Source organism: Pseudomonas sp. 05N432 (genome assembly GCF_056396945.1).
In genome coordinates this window covers 20,799-40,323 of sequence record NZ_JBFTMM010000023.1, presented here as the reverse complement: position 1 = coordinate 40,323, position 19,525 = coordinate 20,799, and the positions used below count along the sequence as shown (strand labels likewise).

At 61.0% G+C, this 19,525-nt stretch carries 15 protein-coding genes and 1 pseudogene; 9 read left to right on the top strand and 7 right to left on the bottom strand.

Going from position 1 to position 19,525, the window contains the following annotated elements; translation table 11 throughout:
- The first annotated feature begins 11 nt into the window (after positions 1-11).
- The 5 genes from AC1DHT_RS25745 (at position 12) to AC1DHT_RS25725 (ending at position 11,486) form a co-directional block, all read left to right on the top strand.
- On the top strand, positions 12-2,561 hold the full coding sequence (locus tag AC1DHT_RS25745) for a hypothetical protein (protein WP_442114805.1): 2,550 nt from the start codon (positions 12-14) through the stop codon (positions 2,559-2,561).
- Entirely contained in the window at positions 2,476-8,358 is a 5,883-nt protein-coding gene (locus tag AC1DHT_RS25740) for a glycoside hydrolase family 94 protein (protein WP_442114804.1), read from the top strand. The genes AC1DHT_RS25745 and AC1DHT_RS25740 overlap by 86 nt, the downstream gene beginning before the upstream one ends.
- 87 nt (positions 8,359-8,445) lie before the next feature.
- Entirely contained in the window at positions 8,446-8,592 is a 147-nt protein-coding gene (locus AC1DHT_RS25735) for a lmo0937 family membrane protein (RefSeq protein WP_123585259.1), read from the top strand.
- An 18-nt stretch (positions 8,593-8,610) separates the two neighbouring features.
- The gene (locus AC1DHT_RS25730; RefSeq protein ID WP_477761048.1) at positions 8,611-9,960 is read left to right on the top strand and encodes a glucoamylase family protein; all 1,350 of its coding nucleotides are present in this window, start codon (positions 8,611-8,613) and stop codon (positions 9,958-9,960) included.
- Positions 9,960-11,486 carry a mercuric reductase gene (locus tag AC1DHT_RS25725; RefSeq protein ID WP_427542510.1) on the top strand — a complete coding sequence of 509 codons (1,527 nt, stop codon included), beginning with the start codon at positions 9,960-9,962 and terminating at the stop codon, positions 11,484-11,486. Before AC1DHT_RS25730 ends, AC1DHT_RS25725 begins: the two co-directional genes overlap by 1 nt.
- A gap of 9 nt (positions 11,487-11,495) precedes the next feature.
- On the opposite strand, the gene tkt is transcribed toward AC1DHT_RS25725, so the two are convergent.
- The 3 genes from tkt to AC1DHT_RS25710 form a co-directional block, all read right to left on the bottom strand.
- A complete protein-coding gene (gene tkt, locus AC1DHT_RS25720) occupies positions 11,496-13,547 on the bottom strand; it encodes a transketolase (RefSeq protein WP_427542513.1) in 2,052 nt (683 codons plus the stop codon).
- A gap of 72 nt (positions 13,548-13,619) precedes the next feature.
- Positions 13,620-13,820 (bottom strand): hypothetical protein, encoded by a 201-nt coding sequence (locus AC1DHT_RS25715; protein WP_477761521.1) that lies wholly within the window; start codon positions 13,818-13,820, stop codon positions 13,620-13,622.
- Positions 13,821-14,117: 297 nt separating this feature from the next.
- Entirely contained in the window at positions 14,118-14,288 is a 171-nt protein-coding gene (locus AC1DHT_RS25710) for a CsbD family protein (RefSeq protein WP_427542519.1), read from the bottom strand.
- 261 nt (positions 14,289-14,549) lie between these two features.
- On the opposite strand from AC1DHT_RS25710, the gene AC1DHT_RS25705 reads away from it, so the two are divergent.
- Positions 14,550-14,990 carry a PRC-barrel domain-containing protein gene (locus tag AC1DHT_RS25705; RefSeq protein ID WP_442114802.1) on the top strand — a complete coding sequence of 147 codons (441 nt, stop codon included), beginning with the start codon at positions 14,550-14,552 and terminating at the stop codon, positions 14,988-14,990.
- A gap of 146 nt (positions 14,991-15,136) precedes the next feature.
- On the opposite strand, the gene AC1DHT_RS25700 is transcribed toward AC1DHT_RS25705, so the two are convergent.
- The 3 genes from AC1DHT_RS25700 to AC1DHT_RS25690 all read right to left on the bottom strand — a co-directional run bounded on the left by AC1DHT_RS25700 (position 15,137) and on the right by AC1DHT_RS25690 (position 16,780).
- Positions 15,137-15,694, bottom strand: a complete 558-nt coding sequence (locus tag AC1DHT_RS25700) for an ATP-dependent Clp protease proteolytic subunit (protein WP_427542525.1) — start codon at positions 15,692-15,694, stop codon at positions 15,137-15,139.
- Positions 15,695-15,763: 69 nt separating this feature from the next.
- Positions 15,764-15,943, bottom strand: a complete 180-nt coding sequence (locus AC1DHT_RS25695) for a general stress protein (RefSeq protein WP_427542528.1) — start codon at positions 15,941-15,943, stop codon at positions 15,764-15,766.
- Positions 15,944-16,591: 648 nt separating this feature from the next.
- A complete protein-coding gene (locus AC1DHT_RS25690) occupies positions 16,592-16,780 on the bottom strand; it encodes a hypothetical protein (protein WP_427542530.1) in 189 nt (62 codons plus the stop codon).
- 293 nt (positions 16,781-17,073) lie between these two features.
- Between AC1DHT_RS25690 and AC1DHT_RS25685 the strand changes: the two genes are divergently transcribed.
- The 3 genes and pseudogenes from AC1DHT_RS25685 to AC1DHT_RS25675 form a co-directional block, all read left to right on the top strand.
- Positions 17,074-17,682 (top strand): dTMP kinase, encoded by a 609-nt coding sequence (locus tag AC1DHT_RS25685; RefSeq protein WP_427542533.1) that lies wholly within the window; start codon positions 17,074-17,076, stop codon positions 17,680-17,682.
- Positions 17,683-17,805: 123 nt separating this feature from the next.
- The gene (locus AC1DHT_RS25680) at positions 17,806-18,171 is read left to right on the top strand and encodes a hypothetical protein (protein ID WP_146016089.1); all 366 of its coding nucleotides are present in this window, start codon (positions 17,806-17,808) and stop codon (positions 18,169-18,171) included.
- A 223-nt stretch (positions 18,172-18,394) separates the two neighbouring features.
- A pseudogene (locus tag AC1DHT_RS25675) lies at positions 18,395-18,624 on the top strand (IS3 family transposase); the annotation flags it as partial.
- Positions 18,625-18,675: 51 nt separating this feature from the next.
- Here AC1DHT_RS25675 and AC1DHT_RS25670 read toward each other — a convergent pair.
- A complete protein-coding gene (locus tag AC1DHT_RS25670; RefSeq protein ID WP_179053930.1) occupies positions 18,676-19,524 on the bottom strand; it encodes an ABC transporter permease in 849 nt (282 codons plus the stop codon).
- Position 19,525 lies beyond the last annotated feature (1 nt).

Here is a 19,525-nt window from a genome sequence, read left to right as displayed (position 1 = left end):
CCGTACTGTCCTTGAATGTGCGCCTTGACGACAATGCTGCGATCCTGCTCGCCGCCTACCGGGCGAGCGCCGCTGAGCTCGAGAGCGGCCAGAGCGTGGTGCCCGCCGCCGAATGGCTGCTGGACAACTACCACATCGTCGAGGAACAGATCCGGGAGATCCGGGATGATCTGCCACCTGGCTACTACCGCCAGTTACCGAAGCTCGCCGAGGGACCGTTCGCCGGCTACCCGAGGGTCTTCGGCCTGGCCTGGGCCTTCGTCGCGCATACCGACAGCCACCTCGACCTCGAGATGCTGCGATGTTTCATCGACGCCTACCAGCGGGTCCAGCCGCTGACCATCGGCGAGTTGTGGGCTGTGGCGATCACCCTGCGTATTGTCCTGATCGAGAACCTGCGCCGACTCGCCGAGCAGATCGACGACGGCCGTGCGGCCCGTGCGGACGCCGACGAGCTGGCCGATCGTTTACTCGAACCCGCCAGCGCCCTTGCGGCGTTGGCAGATATCGCCGCGCGTCCGCTCGGGCCGTTGCCCGAGCTGTTCGCCGCCCAGCTTGCCAAACGCCTGCGTGATCAGGATCCGCGTACGACCCCGGCACTGGGCTGGCTGGACGAACGTCTGCAAGAACAGGGCGTTAGCATCGAGGACGTCGTGCAGCATGCCCAGCAACGCCAGGGCGCCTCGAATGTCACAGTACGCAACATCATCACCAGCATGCGGCTGATTTCCGATATTGACTGGGCCAAGCTGTTTGAAAGCGTCAGCCTGGTCGATGCGCGCTTGCGCGCGGGCAGTGCGTTTGCCCTCATGGACTTCCCAACGCGCAACTTGTATCGCAGCGCTATCGAGCAACTGGCGCGTGGCTCGGCGCTCTCGGAACTGGAGGTCGCCGACCGGGCCTTGAAGGCCGCCCTCCTGGCCGAACGCGCGGAGCAGGACGAGGAGCGGGGCGGGCGAGCGAGCGATCCTGGTTACCACCTGATCACCGAGGGACGCCCGGCGCTGGAGCGGGCCATAGGCTTTCGCGCKCCTCTGCGCCTTCGCATCAGCCGCTTCAACATTCGCTTGGGCATCGGCGGCTATGTTGGCGGCATTTTCTTGCTGACCACGCTGCTGCTGGCGCTAATGGCTTGGGCCTTGGCGGTGCCGTCCGTGGCTGTTGGCTGGATCCTGTTGTTCCTGCTGTCGATGTTCGTGCCGGTCACCGAGGTGGCCACGGCGCTGGTCAATCGCATGATCACCTGGAGTTTCGGTGCCATTACTCTGCCGGGGTTGGAGTTGTCCGCCGGTGTGCCGCAGGCGCTACGTACGCTGATCGCAGTGCCGACGCTGTTGACCAGTGAAGCCGACCTGTTGGAGCAGATCGAGCGGCTGGAGGTCCACCATCTGGCGGGTATCGGCGGCGATCTGGCTTTTGCCCTGCTGGCCGATGGCGTCGATGCGCAGCAAGAGCAGCTCGATAGCGATGAGCACCTGCTGACGGTGGCTGCCGAGGCGATCGGACAGCTGAATCGCCGCTATGGGCCCGGGCCCGGCGGCCAGCGCTTCTTCTTGCTTTGTCGGCGACGCCTGTTCAATGCCAGCGAGCAGTGCTGGATGGGCTGGGAACGCAAGCGCGGCAAACTGCGCGAGCTAAACCGCCTGCTGCGCGGGGGTGGCGAGACGAGTTTCATGCCCATCGCCGGCGAGCCACCGCGAGTGCCGTCCGGGGTGCGCTACGTGATCACCCTTGACGCCGATACCCGCCTTCCGCGAGAGGCCGCGCTGCGGCTGATTGGCAAAATGGCCCACCCGTTGAACCACCCACGTTTCGACGCCGCGCTGAAGCGCATCGTCAGCGGCTACGCGATCCTCCAGCCACGGGTCACGCCCTCTCTGCCGCTGGGCGGCAAGGGTTCCTTTTACCAGCAGGTGTTCTCCGGTCCCGGCGGCATAGATCCCTACGCGGCGGCGGTTTCGGATGTTTACCAGGACCTCTTCGGCGAAGGTTCCTACACCGGTAAAGGTATCTATGATGTGGATGCCTTCGAAGCCGCGCTCGGTGGCCGGGTCGGCGACAACCGGCTGCTCAGTCATGATCTGTTCGAGGGCATCTTCGCCCGCGCCGGCCTGGCCTCGGATGTCGAAGTGATCGAAGAGTCCCCGGCGCGCTTCGATGTCACCGCCAAACGTCTGCACCGCTGGACGCGCGGCGACTGGCAATTGCTTCCTTGGGTGTTCGGACACTGGACGGGGGGCCAGGCGGTGCCGCTGATTGGCCGCTGCAAGATGTTCGATAACCTGCGTCGCTCGTTGTTCGCGCCCTTTGCCCTGGCCAGTCTGGTGTTCTGCTGGTGGCTGCCATTGCCCCTGGCGCTGCTCGCTACACTGTTCGTGCTGACRACCCTGATGATCCCGGCCCTGCTGCCGACCCTCTGCTCCCTGCTCCCTGCTGCCGCAGCGGCGCGGCATCCGTCTGCGAAACCACTTTGGTATGCTCGGTGCCGACCTGCGCCGCGCGATTCTGCAGATTGTGCTCTCGCTGGCCTTTTTGGCGGACCTTGCATGGCGCATGGGTGATGCTATCGGACGCACCTTGATGCGGGTGTTCTCCAGCCACGATCACCTGCTCGAATGGACCACCGCCGCGCAGGCCTCCAGCTGCCCTTTGCCAGACCTGAGCGGCAGCTACCGACAGATGGCCGGTGGCACCGTGCTGGCGCTGCTGATGAGCGCCGCCGGGCTGGCCTTAGTGCCGAGTTCCTGGCCGCTGGTCGGGCCGCTGGCATTGCTCTGGCTGACGGCGCCAGCGCTGGCTCTGCTCAGCAGCCGGCCATCGAAGGTCGCCCGCCAGCGTACGGCTTCGCCGCTGGACGCCCATGCACTGCGCCTGACCGCGCGGCACACTTGGCGCTTCTTCGAAACCTTCGTCACAGCGGAGGATAACCTGCTGCCGCCAGACAATTTCCAGGAACAGCCCAAACCGGTGCTCGCACACCGCACCTCGCCGACCAATATCGGGCTCTACCTGCTTTCGGCAGTCGCTGCCCGGGATTTTGGCTGGGCCGGCAGCATGGAGACGCTCGAACGCCTGGAAGCGACCATAGCAACCCTGGAGAAGCTGCCGCGCTACCGCGGGCATTTTTTCAACTGGTATGCGACCCGCGACCTGCGCGCCCTGGATCCGGCCTATGTGTCGTCGGTCGATAGCGGCAACTTCGCCGGGCACCTGATCGTGCTCGCCAACGCCTGCGAGGAGTGGCGGGAAAGCCCGTTGGCGCAGGAGGCCTGCCGCGGCCTGATGGACGACCTGTGGCTGGTCCAGGAGGCCATTGCCAGGCTGTCGGGCGCGGGTGGCGAGCCGCTGCGGCAACTGCGCGAAGACCTGGAGGACGTCCGCGTCCATTTGGCGGGRCTGCAAGCGTTCGACGGACTGCTGCCGAATCTGAAGCGGCTGACCGAGAAGGCCGTCAAGGTGGCTGTCAGGGTCGCTCCGGTCGGCGAGGGCGATGACTTGCTGTTCTGGGTCGAAGCGCTGCGCAAGGCAGTGGCCGAACACCTGCGCGACCGCACGTTGCCGGACGAGGCGCGGTCGACACTGGCGCAGCGCTTGCAGACCCTCGCCGATACAGCCCGGGCGATGGCCGGGGCAATGGACTTCGGCTTCCTGCTCGACCCCGAACGCAAGCTGCTGTCGATCGGCTACTCCCAGATCGACAATCGCCTCGATCCGAACTGCTATGACTTGCTCGCCTCGGAAGCACGACTGGCCAGCCTGTTCGCCATTGCCAAGGGGGATGCCCCGACTCGTCACTGGTTCCGTCTCGGGCGCACCGCAACGCCGGTCCCCGGCGGCTCAGCGCTGATATCCTGGTCCGGCTCGATGTTTGAATACCTGATGCCGTCGCTGGTGATGCGCGCGCCGGCTGGCAGTCTGCTGGAACAGAGCAATCGCCTGGTGGTGGCGTTGCAGGAATCCTACGGCCGTTCGTTGGGCATCCCCTGGGGGATCTCGGAGTCCGCCTACAACGCCCGCGACCTGGAGTTCACTTATCAGTACTCCAACTTCGGCGTGCCCGGGCTTGGCCTCAAACGCGGGCTGTCCGAGAATGTGGTGATCGCGCCCTATGCGACCGGCCTGGCGGCGATGATCGATCCACAGGCGGCGCGGCGCAATTACGAGCGGCTGGCCGGGATGGGCGCGCAGGGCCGCTATGGCTTTTACGAGGCGCTGGACTTCACCCGCTCACGGCTGCCGGATGACGAGAGCGTGGCGATCGTTCGCTGCTTTATGGCCCACCATCAGGGCATGACTATCGTCGCCATCGCCAATACCTTGCACGATGGCAGGATGCGCTGTCGCTTCCACCGCGAACCGATGATCCAGGCCTGCGATCTGCTGCTGCAGGAGCGCGTGCCACGGGACGTAGTGCTGGCGCATCCACGGGCCGAAGAGGTGACGGTTTCCGCGACCGAGGGCCGTAGCGAAACACCGACCCAGCGGCGCATCACTGCGGGAGGCGGAGCGCCGATCACCCATCTGCTTTCCAACGGCCGCTACGCACTGATGCTCACCTCGGCAGGCGGCGGTTACAGTCGTTGGGGCGATATCGACGTGACGCGCTGGCGTGAGGACGCCACCTGCGATGACTGGGGCAGCTTCATCTTCCTGCGTGACACCCAGAGCGGGGAAGCCTGGTCGGCGACGCTGCAGCCTAGCGGCCGCGACGTGGAAAACGGCGAGGTGCTGTTCAAAGAGGATCAGGCCGAGTTCATCCATCGCCAAGGCTCGCTGGTGACCAGCCTGGAAGTGCTGGTGTCCGGCGAGGACGACGGCGAAGTGCGACGAGTTTCGCTGATCAACAACGGGCGCCGGCCACGCGACATCGAACTGACCTCCTATGCCGAGGTGGTCCTGGCGACCCGGGCCGCTGACAGCGCGCATCCGGTTTTCTCGCGAATGTTCGTGCAGACCGAATACCTCGCCGAATTCACAGCACTGGTCGCCACTCGGCGTCCGCGCGGACCGGAGGAAACGCCAGTATGGGCGGCGCACTTCGTGGTGGTGGAAGGCGAGCTGATCGCTGACCCGCAGTACGAGTCCGACCGCATGCGTTTCCTTGGCCGCAACCGTAGTGTGCGCGAGGCGCTGGCGATCACCGGGCATCGAGCGCTGTCGAACAGCCAGGGGACGGTGCTCGACCCGATCTTTTCCTTGCGTCAACGCCTGCGGGTTGGGCCCGGTAAAGTAGCGCGGGTAGCTTTCTGGACGGTGATCGCAAGCTCGCGGGAGGCATTACTGGATCTGATCGACAAGCACCATGAACGCAATGCCTTCGAGCGCGCCAAGACCCTGGCCTGGACCCAGGCCCAAGTGCAGTTGCGCGACCTTGGCATCAACTCCGAGGAGGCGGCGGACTTCCAGCGCCTGGCCGCGCCGATTCTCTATGCCGACCCACGTTTTCGCGCGTCGGCACCCGCCATCATACGGGGGGCGGGGTGCCAGTCGGGGCTGTGGCCGTTAGGGATTTCTGGTGACCTGCCGATGGTCCTGTTGCGCATCGACGAGGTCGAGGACCTCGCCCGGGTCGGTCAGCTGCTGCGTGCCCGTGAATACTGGCGGATGAAGGGACTGCATGTCGACCTGGTCATCCTCAACGAACGGGCGTCGTCCTATGTGCAGGACCTGCAGGAGGCAATAGAAACCGCAGTGCGCAGCACTCAGTCTCGTCTGCGCGTTGGCGAGGAGCGCAGACGCGGTGCGGTCTACACATTGCGAGCCGACCTGATGACCGTTGAAACACGGGCATTGCTGCAAGCCGTGGCGCGAGTCGAGCTGATCGCCCATCGTGGTTCCATTGCAGACCAGCTCGCGCGCCTGCCAATGCCTGCGCCGCGCAACTGGATTGCCGCCCGCCAGCCTCCGTCAATGCCGGTGTGGCCGTTGCCGCAAGCACCGGTCGGGGATGACGGCCTGGAGTTCTTCAATGGCCTGGGAGGCTTTGATTGCAATGGGCGGGAATACCTGATCACGCTTGAGCGCGACCAGACGACGCCCACGCCGTGGATCAATGTGATCGCCAACCCGGCGTTCGGCTTTCAGGTATCGGCGCATGGCAGTGGCTACACTTGGGCCGAGAACAGCCGTGAGAACCAACTCACCCCCTGGTCCAATGACCCTGTCGTCGACCCGGCGGGCGAGGCGCTGTATATCCGCGATGAGGACAGTCACCAGCTTTGGAGCACCACCGCGCAGCCGATCCGCGACGACGGCGTCTACAGCGCGGCGCACGGCTTCGGCTACAGCCGCTTCAACCATGTGGCGTACGGTATTCAGACACAATTGCTGCAGTATGTGCCGCTGGACGAGCCCTTGAAAATTTCCCGACTGACCCTGCGCAATCTGTCCGGGCGGCCACGTCGACTGTCGGTGACGGCCTATGTGGAATGGGTGCTCGGCACCTCGCGCGGGACCACCGGGCCGTTCATCCGAACGGAGATCGACGCCGCCAGTGGCATGCTGCTGGCGCACAACCCATGGAGTATCGCCTTCCCGGGACGGGTGGCATTCACTGATCTCGGCGGCCGGCAAAGCGCCTGGACCGCCGACCGCCGCGAATTCCTCGGTCGCCATGGCGGGCCGGCGGCTCCCCAGGCGTTGCTTGGTAGAGCATCGTTGTCCGGGACCTGCGGTGCCGGTCTGGACCCGTGCGCGGTGCTGCAGTGCGTCGTCGAGCTGGCCCCCGGCGAGTCTGTCGAGGTGCTGGCCTTGCTGGGGCAGGCCGAGTCGACCGACGCTGCCCGGGAGCTGGTTCTACGTTACCGCGAGCGTGACCTGGACGAGGTACTTGCAGCGGTAAAACGGCACTGGGACGAGGTGCTCGGTGCAGTCCAGGTACGCACGCCGGACCGTGCCCTGGATATCCTGCTCAACGGCTGGCTGCTCTACCAGACCCTGGCCTGCCGCATCTGGGCTCGTTCGGCGTTCTATCAGGCCAGCGGTGCCTATGGCTTCCGCGACCAGTTGCAAGACTGCATGGCACTGGCGTTCGCGCGTCCGGCGCAAACCCGGTGTCACTTGCTGCGTGCTGCCGCCCGGCAGTTCGTCGAGGGCGATGTGCAGCACTGGTGGTTACCGCAGTCGGGGCAGGGGGTCCGTACGCGAATTTCCGATGATCGTGTCTGGCTGGCCTTCGCCTGCGCCAACTATGTCACGTCCTCCGGGGATGCCGGGGTGCTGGACGAGAGCGTGCCGTTCATAGAAGGGCGGCACTTGCACCCCAGCGAAAGCGACGCGTTCTTTCAGCCGATGCCCGCAGACGAGTCGGCTTCGCTCTTCGAACATTGCGCCCGTGGTCTCGACCAGTGTCTGGCACTGATCGGTGTCCACGGCTTGCCGCTGATCGGCAGCGGCGACTGGAACGACGGAATGAACCGGGTCGGCGCGGGCGGGCAGGGCGAGAGTGTCTGGCTCGGTTGGTTGCTATTGAGCACCCTGGAAAATTTTGCGCCCTTGGCCGATGACCGCGATGATCAGCGTGCCGGGCGGTGGCGGGCGCATGCGGGGTTACTGCGCGAAGCGTTGGAGCGTGAGGCCTGGGATGGCGACTGGTATCGCCGGGCGACGTTTGACGATGGCACCTGGCTCGGCTCGGCGGCGTGCGAGGAATGTCGGATCGACTCCATCGCGCAGTCCTGGGCGGTACTCTCAGGTGGCGCCGATCCCGCCCGGGCCAGGCTGGCGATGGCCTCGCTGGAGCGTCTGCTGATCCGCCGCGACGACGACCTGGCGCTACTGTTCGCGCCCCCGTTCGCGCACACCTCGCTTGACCCCGGCTATATCAAAGGCTACCCGCCAGGCCTGCGCGAGAATGGTGGGCAGTACAGCCATGCGGCGATGTGGACGATTCTGGCGTTGACCCGACTCGAGGAGGGCGACAAGGCCGTCGAGCTGTTCGCGCTGCTCAACCCGATCAACCATGCGCGCACGCCAGAGCAGGTCGAGCGCTACAAGGTCGAACCTTATGTGATCGCCGCGGATGTCTATTCCGTTGCGCCGCATATCGGCCGGGGTGGCTGGACCTGGTACACCGGCTCGGCCGGCTGGATGTACCGCGCCGGCGTGGAGGGGATTCTGGGGTTGCGCCGCGAGGGGGTGTTCCTCGTTGTCGATCCTTGCATCCCGCGTCACTGGCCGGGTTTCGAAGCCCACCTGATGCTGGACGGCAGCGACTACACGATCAGCCTGAAGTCGGCCGGACGACGTTGCCGGGGCCTCGAGCAGGCGCTGCTCGATGGGGTACTGCAGACCTGCGAGCAAGGGGCCGTTCGCGTGCCGCTGGACGGATGCGCGCATCGCCTGGAGCTTGTTCTCTGATGGGTACGCTGGCGCACAGAACGATGTTGCCGATGCGTTCAATCTGGAGTTGTCCAGAAGGTCCCGGATCACAATAGGAGAATCGTCATGCTACAAACAATCGTGGTCATCCTGATCGTCCTGTGGTTACTTGGGCTGGTAACGTCGTACAGCCTGGGCGGCTTCATTCATGTCCTGTTGGTCGTGGCGCTGATTTTGCTGGCGGTCAGTTTCTTTCAGGGTAGGCGCTCGTAAACCTCTTCGGTCATCGACATGCCGATGAACAGGGTTGAGCGCCGCTCGCGGACACTACAGTCCACACTCGCCGATGAAGCGCTTTTCGATCGCCTGCAGCGTGCCGCCTTCGGTTATTTCCTGCAAACATTGAATCCGCTTAACGGACTGGTAGCCGACACCTCGCGTCCCGGTTCGCCCGTCAGTATCGCGGTAGTCGGATTCGCCCTGTCAGTGTATCCGCTGGCCGTAGATCGGGGCTGGCTGACACGGGCCGATGCGCTGCGGTTCAGCCTCGCTGCGCTGCGTTTCTTCCAGGCCAGCGATCAAAGCGCTAGCCCTGCGGCGACAGGGTATAAAGGGTTTTATTATCACTTCCTTGATATCCATACGGGTGTGCGGGTTTGGCGCTCGGAACTGTCGATGATCGACACCGCTTTGCTGATCGCCGGCGTGTTGACGGCAAGCGTGTATTTTGACGCGGATACGGCCGACGAGAACGAGCTGCGGGGCCTGGCCGACTTTCTTTATCGACGCATCGACTGGCGCTGGGCGCAGGACAACGGTGAGACGATCAGGCAGGGTTGGAAACCCGAATGCGGATTCCTGCATTACGGCTGGGAGGGCTACAGCGAGGCCATCCTGCTGTATGTGCTGGCGCTCGGCTCGCCAAGCTGTGCGATCGTGGGCGACTGCTACCGGGCATGGACCTCCACCTATCAGTGGGAAAACCTCTACGACCACGACTATCTCTATGCCGGGCCGCTGTTTATCCACCATTTCTCCCATGCATGGATAGATTTTCGCGGCATCCACGATGGTTTCATGCGTGAGAAGTGCTCGGACTACTTCCAGAACAGCCGGCGCGCCGCTTACATCCAGCGTGAGTACGCGCGGCGTAACCCGCATGAGTTCGCCGGCTACGCTGAAAACTGCTGGGGCCTGTCCGCGTGCGATGGGCCGAGCGACGAGCAGCCGCAGCTGTCCAATGAGCCGCGGCGGTTGTTCGGTTATGCCGCTCGTGGCGTACCGTACGGGCCGGATGACGGCACACTGTGTGCTCCTTCGGTGCTGGCGTCGTTGCCGTTTGCGCCGGAAATTGTCCTCGACGCGGTGCGGCATATGATGGAACGCTACCCGGAAATGTGCGCCGAAGGGCGCTTTTCCAGCAGCTTCAATCCGAGCCTCGCCGATGCCCGCGGGCGCCCCTGGGTGTCCCCAGGGCACTACGGGCTCGATCAGGGCATCGTACTGATGATGATCGAGAACCATCGTAGCCAACGGATTTGGGAGCTGATGCGCGCCTGTCCCTACATCCGCGACGGTTTGCAGCGCGCCGGATTCCACGGCGGCTGGTTGCAGCAATCGCCATTTGCGGGAGCAGGCTGATGGCGCAAGACTACGATGGGTCGATCACCACGCCGCAGGATGCTTATGAGCGTCAGCGCCTGGCCAGTGTGCATCCGCCGCGCTGGGTCAATCCGCACGCTGCCGAGCGCTACCACTTGGTGATAGTCGGTGCGGGACCTGCAGGTCTGGGCGCCGCGAAAACCGCCGTAGCGCTCGGCGCCAGGGTGGCGCTGATTGAATGCAGGTTTATCGGCGGCGATTGTCTGAACAATGGTTGTGTACCGTCGAAGGTGATTATCCGGACGGCGCAATTGTATGCCGAAATGCGCGACGCCCGGCACTATGGCGCGCAAGTGCCGGGCGACATTCAGGTCGACTTCGCTGCCGCGATGGCGCGCGTACGGCGTATCCGCAGTCACCTCAGCGGCGGCGATTCGGCGGCACGATTGAGCGCAATTGGCGTGGATATGTTCTTCGGCGAAGTGCGCTTCACGGGGGCTGACTCGCTGACGGTCGATGGGCAGACCCTGCGCTTTCGCAAGGCCTTGATCGCGACTGGCGCGGCCCCGAACATCCCGCTGATTCCCGGTCTCGCGCAAGCCGGTTACCTGACCAACGAAAACGTTTTCGATCTGACCGAGTTGCCGCGCCGCCTGCTGGTGATTGGTGGTGGCCCCCTTGGCTGTGAATTGGCCCAGGCCTTCTCCCGGCTTGGCGCACAAACCACCATCGTGCAAGACATGCCGCTGTTCCTCGGCAACGAGGAACGGGACGCCGCGCAACTGCTCTCGGATGCCTTCGCTCGCGACGGCATCGAGGTCCGCCTGAACACCCAGGTCGTTGCCGTGCGCGTGGTGGAGGGTGGGCAGAAACTGGTCGACCTGGTCAGCGGCGATTACCGCAATACGGTTGCCGTCGATGCGATTCTCGCCGGCATCGGCCACTCGCCGAATGTCCAGGGCCTGAACCTGGAAGCTGCCGGTGTCGACTACGACGCCTGTGAGGGCGTCCGTGTCGATGACTTCCTGCGCACCAGCAACCCGCTTATCTACGCTGCCGGGGATGTCTGTCTTGAGCACAAGTACACCCATACCGCCCTGGCTTCAGCCCGCATTGTTGTGCAGAACGCCTTGCTGCGCGGTCGCGAGCGGATGAGCCGGCTGGTAATCCCCTGGTGTACCTACACCGATCCGGAAATTGCTCACGTCGGTTTGTATGTGCGTGAGGCCAACCGTCAGGATATTCCGGTGAAAACCTTCACTATTCCCATGCATCAGGTCGATCGTGCGGTGACTGACAGCGAGGAGGAGGGTTTCGTGAAAATCCACGTCAGGGAGCGCACGGATCAGATTCTCGGTGCCACCATCGTCGCTCGCCATGCCGGCGACATGATTAACGAAATCACCCTGGCCATGGTGGCGGGTGTCGGCTTGCGCACATTGGCCCTGGTGATCCACGCCTATCCCACGCAGGCGGAGGCGATCCGCAAGGCCGCCGATGCCTACAATCGTACTCGCTTGCCTCCACGAGTCAGGTCACGCTTGGCGCGCTGGATGGAGCGCTGACTCAGTAACCTAAAGGCGTGCCAACAGAGCCTTGGCGCGCACGCAGACATTGTCGATGCTGAAGCCGTATTCGCGCAGCAGGATGTCGGCCGGTGCCGAGGCGCCGAAACGTTCCACCCCGAGCATGTCCCCCTGCGCGCCAACATAGCGTTCCCAGCCTTGGCGCACGCCCAACTCGACCGCCAGCCGCGCACCGACTGACGGCGGCAGTACAGCGTCGCGCTCGGTCTGCGGCAGCGCCTCGAACAGCTCCCAACTCGGCATTGAGACACAACGCACGGCAATGCCTTCGCGTTCCAGGCGTTCACCTGCCGCCAAAATCAAGGCGACTTCCGATCCGCTGGCAAGCAGGATCAGTTCGGGCTTGTTGTCTGCCGCATCGCTGAGTACATAGGCGCCGCGGCGCAATCCATCGGCCGTGGCGTAGCGGTTGCGATCCAGGGTTGGCAACGCTTGCCGGGTCAAGACCAACAGCACAGGGCGGCCACGAGTGGTCAGCGCAACCTGCCAGGCGACCGCGGTTTCATTGGCATCGGCGGGGCGGATCAGTACCAGGTTCGGGATGGCGCGCAGGCTCGCCAGTTGTTCGACAGGCTGATGGGTAGGGCCGTCCTCGCCGAGCGCCAGGCTGTCATGGGTGAACACATGCACTACGTGCAGGCCCATCAGCGCTGCGAGGCGTAGCGGTGGGCGCATGTAGTCGGAGAAGATCAAGAAGGTCGCGCCATAGGCAATGAAGCCGCCGTGTGCGGCAAGACCGTTGACGATGGCGCCCATCGCATGTTCGCGCACGCCGAAGTGCAGGTTGCGACCCGCACGGCTCCAGCCGCCAACGTCAGAGCCTTGCCGGTCCGTGCCTGTGGTGGGTGGCGGGTTGAAGTCACCGAGGCCCTTGAGCGCGGTTTTCGTCGAGGGGTCGAGGTCGGCGGAGCCTCCGCTCAGTGCTGGCAGCCGAGGCGCGATGGCATTGATCACCTTGGCGCTGGCGTCGCGTGTGGCCAGCCCCTTGCCATCGGCGGGAAACACCGGAATGTCTGCATCCCAGTCCGACGGGAGCTCGTCGTTCAGGCGCTGCTCAAATTCGTGGGACAGCTCTGGAAAGGCCTTGGTGTAGGCGTCCATTCGCACCCGCCAGGCGGCCTCGTTCCGCGCGCCGTGTTCCACCGCCTTGCGAAAATGCACTAACGCCGCGGCCGGTATCAGGAAGTCCGGCTCGGTCGGCCAGCCCAGCTTCTCCTTGGTCTTGCGCACGTCGTCCACGCCGAGCGGCGAGCCGTGGGCCTTGAAGGTGTCCTGCTCGGGTGAGCCGTAGCCAATATGAGTACGAACGAGAATTAACGACGGCCGCGTGCTTTGCGCCCGTGCCGCCTGCAGAGCGGCATTTATCGCCATGAGGTTGTTGCCGTCCGCCACCGATACTGTGTGCCAGCCGTAGGCCTCGAATCGCTGCGCACGATCCTCGGAGAAGGTCATGGCGGTGCCGGCTGCCAGAGTAACGGCATTGTCGTCATACAGGCAGGTGAGCTTGCCCAACCCGAGATGGCCGGCGAGCGAGGCGGCCTCGCTTGCCACGCCTTCCATCAGGTCGCCGTCGCTGACGAGGGCGTAGGTATGGTGGTCGACGACCGTGTGACCGGGACGGTTGTAGCGGGCGGCCAGTTGCGCCTCGGCCATCGCCATGCCGACCGCGTTGGCCAGGCCCTGGCCAAGCGGCCCGGTAGTGGTTTCCACGCCGGGCGTGTGCCCGCGCTCGGGATGCCCTGGCGTCTTGCTGCCCCATTGGCGGAAGCGCTTGATTTCCTCCAGCTCAAGCTCGTAGCCACTGAGGTGCAGTAGGCTATAGAGGAGCGCCGAGCCGTGTCCGGCGGAGAGCACGAAGCGGTCGCGGTCGGGCCACTGTGGATTGTGCGGGTTGAACCTGAGCCAGCGCGTCCACAGCACATAGGCCATCGGCGCGGCACCGAGCGGCAAGCCGGGGTGGCCACTGTCGGCCTTTTGCACCATGTCCACCGAGAGGAAGCGCAGTGTATCGATGCATTGCTGGTCGAGTTTGCTGGTCATGGTGGTCTCCTGGTGAGCTAAAGGGGATTCAGCGTGTCAGCAGCCCTAGGCAACCAGTGCCTGCCGGTTTGTTCATACTGCACGTGCTTTTCGACTCCGATACCACTTCATCAGCGGTCGCACCGATACACCGTGCAGCACAATGGACACAGCCACCGTGACCAGTGTCAGAGTGATCAACTGCTGCGCCAGGGCACCGGTCACGCCGTTGTGCAGCGCAAGCATCAGGTAGAAGATCGAACCAATACCGCGAATGCCGAACCAGATGAGCATACCGCGCTGGCGCAGGAGCATCGGCTCGCCCAACGTCCCTAGCGTGACGGCCAACCCCCGTAATAGACCATGGCGCTGCTCAGCAACAAGCGCGCGAGCAGCGTTCCAGCCAAGACCATGGTGATGAGCAGGATACCTATCAGTAGCGACCAATAGGCTATGGACATGAGATTTTACGCCTCAGGCTGTCCCGAGTATCAGCCCATTTGCCGTGCATATGGGGTCGGATACGTTGCTCAATGTGGTTTCTGATCCGGTAATTTCGTTCAAACAGGATAAGAAGGGTGACTCCTTCGCTCACTTTTTCAGGTCATTCTTGAGATCGCCTACGCCCGCTTGAACTTTCCCGACGTTTTTTTCAATTATCCCTTTTTCCTCCAGGCGCTTATTGCCAACAGCCTTGCCGGTAGCTTCCTTGAGCGTACCGGTAGCTTCCTTGACTCTACCTTTGACTTGATCTTTGTTCATGAGAATCTCCAGTGGCTTTATTTAGGTAACAGACCTGCGCATTGGACACTGTGTCCAACGCGCACCTTAAGGAGAGTTATCCCAAAGAGGTCTGGGGTCTGTACGGCAACCCACATAAAGTTTCGCTCCGTTCCTCATTCGCAACGTGCCCTGGCGCACAGACTGCCCGCGGGGTTGCGTACAGCATGAACAAACGCAGCGCCGAAACCTTGGTTTGACGCTGCGCTCGATTGATCCCGTGGTTATTGCCAGGAGATGAACATGAATTATGAAGAACGCGACACCTATGGCATGTACAAGGTCACCGCCAGCGCTGCTACCAAGCCCAACATGAGTCCGGGACCCGGACCTCGGTTGATGGGTGCAGACACTCTCATCGGAAATGACGTTTACAACCATAAGGAAGAAAATCTGGGGGACATCAAGGAGATCATGCTGGACTTGCACAGCGGTCGGGTGGCTTATGCGGTGCTGTCCTTCGGTGGCTTTCTCGGCATGGGCGAGAAGCTGTTTGCCGTGCCGTGGAGCGCATTGACGCTCGATACCGTAAATAAACGCTTCGTACTGAGCGTCGACAAGGAACGCCTCGCCAATGCACCCGGGTTCGACAAGGACAACTGGCCTAATATGCAGGATCCGATCTGGAGTAAGGAAATCCATGCCTACTACGGTACGACACCGATTTCGGATGACCGGTTTTAGAATGATCCGCCGGGCCAGCGTTCAGGTTAACTGCCAGGCTGGCTGCTGATACGCGCGTTTTAGAACCCGTTCACGATCTTTCGCATTGGGCAAAATCGCACGATGCGAAAGATCCAGTACCCAACACACTCACTGCGCATGCTCCGTCATACGCCGTCGACCTTGCAATGGATGGCGTCGACGGGAAACACGATTTGCTCGACGCGATGGGAGATGCCAATGGCGATCGAATCAGCGGCGGTAATCAGCTTTTCTTCGGCACTGAGGCATTTGAAGATATCGAGCTTTTTCCTGGCTTGTGTGGTTTCGCGCTCAAAGATACTGACGTAGCGCTCCAGATCGTTATTCAGGCTGGAGAAGTACTCGCGCAGGCGAGAATGGTCGACCGAGTTTTGACTGAAATACCAGGTCATTGGATGAATCAGGAAGCGTGAGTATGGCGCTGCGATTCGCTCGCTCGCGGCGAGGAACATGACGACGCCCATCGACTCGATGTTGCCCGCATTGAACGCAGAGATTGGCACAGGAAGGGATTTGAGAAAGGTGTAGAGGGTGAAGCCGAAGTTGGTACTGCCGCCGGTCGTCGACAAGTTAAGTAGTAATGATGAAGCGCCCTGGTCGATGGACTCCAGACAGCGGTCTCGAAAACGTTCGGTCGTTCCCTGGTCTATTTGGCAATGGAAATGAACAATGTGCTGGCTCATTACGCGAGCTTTCCTGTGTGCCGTTGGTACGGAGCGCACCTTCACAGTGCGCCCCATACCACTGATCAGCTATTGGCCGCGGCCACCACCGGGTGTTGGATGACCACCTTTTTTACTCGTGTCGGGAGCCTTGCTGGGGTTTTTTCTCATAGCCTCATCGCTGGAGGCATGCCCGCCTTTTTTTTGGGCGTCAGTTTTTTCACGATCTTTGGAGAGGCTTCCTGGGTTCGACTTACCAATATTAGCCATGATTCTCTTCCTCAGTTCAGTCGCGGATGCAACAAAATGTCGTATCCACATAGAGTGAGAAACACTGAATGCGTCAAAGTTTATTAAGAATTTCAGTGCCTGACCGACGGTAGCCCTGGCTGCATTTCGAGTGTCGAGCGCACAAAGCAAATAGTCGTGCGTAATGCTCTATCAGCGCGAATCGCCCCGGTTTTCTAGGCACTCTGGGCCGAAAACGGACATCGACCGCGTTGATTCAAAACAACCTGGGCTAGAGGTAGGTTTTTTGTGAAGGGGCAGGATGATGGCAGGCAACGACTCATGTCCAGTTTATGTGTTCAGCTATCGCAAAACCTGAAAGTGGTTCGTGGCACAAGAACAACAGCCGAGTCAGATAGCCACGGCATCTGGCCCCGCATTAAATACTCCATGACCAGCTGAGATCGTCTGTGATGAGGGTCGCAGGGGGAGGAGAGCACCGATACGGGGCAGACTGGACTGCAATCTGCGAAACGGTGAATAGAAGAGCGACAGCGTTTCCATGAGGATTTTTTCGCTAATCAACGATTGCTCACCATGTTCGTGCGAGTAGTAGGGAAATCAAAGGGTTGTGAGGATGGCTTACCGATCAACTGCCGAATGCTGAGCGGGCCATCTCAGTGTCTGAAATTACCCTCCGTGCCTGTGACGCGTTTCTCCGTAATCCATGCCACTGATTGCGATGAATCGAGGCTGTTTGCCAGCAATGGCCCAATCACTGGTGCCTTTAATGCTTTTCCAATGTAGCTGGCTGCTCTCGATGCCGAAGCTGACTTTACAGCGGTGCAGAAAACAGGACTGTTCAAGAACAGTGATCATGCCCGATTTTCCATGATCACCCGTGTGGATTCTCAGAACTACTTCCGGGTAGTACTGAAGGCTAGTCGACTAAGTCAATCAATTTTCAGAAACATAATTTAACTTGTGGGCGATGACCGATGTTCATAAGCGGCTGTAGCCCCGGTTTTTTGAGGCCCGTTAGCCAGAAACCGGGTTAGAGTGTTCATCAATATCTATTCATAAGGGCCCTCCACTCGATTCGCGTAGTCGCGCCAAGCGATTACAGCGAACGAATCGGGCAAAAAAAACGTATATCAATCGTTATGTGAAGAATGAATCGTTCGCTGTTTGTTTCTCTAGATGGGCCCAAGGGAACCGGCAAAACCACACTGTTGGAAGCCGTTACGAAAGTACTGAGGGCAGACAACAAAAAGGTTATCCGACTTTGCGAGAAAAAAAGCGATCCCTATAGGGGTGAAACAATGGCCCTCGTTAACAAGCTCGTCAGAAATCCCACCCGGGATTTGGAGTTGGGGGTTTGTGAGCGCTTTGCTGATAGCCGTACCTGGATTTCCCAGCACGTATTGGCTAAACAGCCACCAGGCAGCATCATCCTGATCGATCGCTGGTACCCGTCTGATGCCGCGTTTCGCCGGATAATTCCGTTCGCAGAGATTCTACAGTTGAACATTGATCGAAACGTGCGAGTGCCAGACCTGCATGTCGGGGTTGTCACCGCCCCTGATATTTCATGGGCGAGGGCAGCGGCACGACGGCGTGGGCTGAGCAGTACGGTGATCCATAAGCTGGAAGAACATGTCGCTTGTACCAAGGCGTTCGAGCGAGCGATTGCAGATCACGGCTGGGTTTTATGCCGTAATGAAGGAGCGATAGAAGACGCAACGATGCAGGTGATTTCTGAGATCTATAGAGTCCTTTGATGCCCCGCAAACGAAGTTCGCTGCACCGGCCTTGATGCGGTTGAGATAGTCGTTGCGCGGAGATGAGTGGCTCCCTTTGTCCGGTAGTATCACGGGCCGCACATTGGAAAGATGGACTTCGCTGTGAACAATATGATTGCCAACCTCATCGAAAGCCGACTGGACTCGCCTGAGATGGCGCGCGATTCGCTACACGCAGCGCTCCAGTTCGGCGATGAATTCGAGCAAGCCTGCCTGGGCAGCCCGTTGAACGGGAAGGCGATTCGCGAGAAATTGATTCCATTCCGGTACGGTATTGAGTCTGGCCACGATTACGAACTGAGACGGCTGGCAAAGCTTCTGAAGGCAGATGCTACATTTACGCTGGCAAACATGTACCTGTCGGGAAGCGATAATCAGGATATCTGCAGGGCCGCGGAGGCTACCCCGGGCTGCAATCTGGACTTACAACTTCGTGGCGAACTCTTCAGCGAAGACATCGGGTTGTAATCCATCGAAGTGAGGTAGCAACGTTGTGTTCAAAGCCGCCTCACTGGACGCGCCCAATCTCCTCGCCACGTCGTGATTGGGTCGCCAGCACGCCAACAAATTGCAGGCCTCATCGCATTAATGGCAACTCTACATCGCGCCAGCAACAGCTCATCATTCCCGCTCAGTCCAGATCCCAGCTCCTCCAGAACGCGTCGTAACAGCAATATCAGACTGCTTTACATCCCGTAGGGGCCGAAGTTTTGGCGTGCCGCGTTGCTGCCCCGATTCGTCTCGTCATGAACCCATCCGGCTTCAAGGGCAATGGCTCACTCGGGTGGGCTACATGACGGCTCAAGAAGCGCACCGAGACATCAGCCATTACCTGATGGGATTCTGCCCCATCAATTCAACGGTGGGCTGGCGCCAGCTCAGGCCGAGAAAAAACTTAACGTCGTGTCCGGGATTAGTTGACCACTACAATTAGTTGACCACTACATTTCGTGCCTCAGGACTTAGGGGCATTCATTCTTTTATGCCTCGTAAGCGCAACGAGCGTCGACGCATGAGTTCAACAGCGACCAGCAATGCCACCGAGCCAAGAATCAATAACGTGGCCGCCGCCAGGATGGTTGGGCTGATCTGTTCGCGCATGCCTGACCACATCTGGCGCGGTATGGTGCGTTGCTCAACCCCGCCAAGAAATTGCACCAGCACCGCCTCATCGAATGAGGTCACCATCGCAAAGAGCGCGCCGGACATGATCCCTGGACGAATAATTGGGAAGGTCACGCGGAAAAATGTATAGGTGGAAGAAGCTCCGAGGCTTGTCGCTGCTCTGGTCAACGAATGGTCGAAACCAACTAATGTCGCCGTCACTGTGATGATGACGAATGGCGTACCGAGTACCGCATGGCCCAGAATGATGCCAAGGTGGTTTTGCCCGATGCCCAGTGCGCTGTAGAAAAAGTACATGCCGGCAGAAGAGATGATCACCGGTACGATCATCGGCGAAATCAGGGTGCCCATCAGCAGTCCCTTGCACGGCAGATTAGCGCGGCACAAGCCGAGTGCTGCCAACGTCCCGAGTGCCGTTGAAATCACCGTTGCGCAGAAGGCGATCAGCAGACTGTTCTTGAATGACAGCACCCACAGTGGATCCTCGAGAAGCATGTGGTACCAACGCATTGAAAAGGCCGCTGGATCAAGGCTGAGCATGCCGCTGGTAAAGCTGAAGTAGGGCTCGACGTTAAATGACAAAGGCACCACTACCAAAATTGGCAAAATCAGAAACAACAGCACCAATACCGCAAAGCTTCGAACGCTGAAGAACCAGACTCTGCCCATCGGGCTGGTATAGCTTGGAAGACTCATT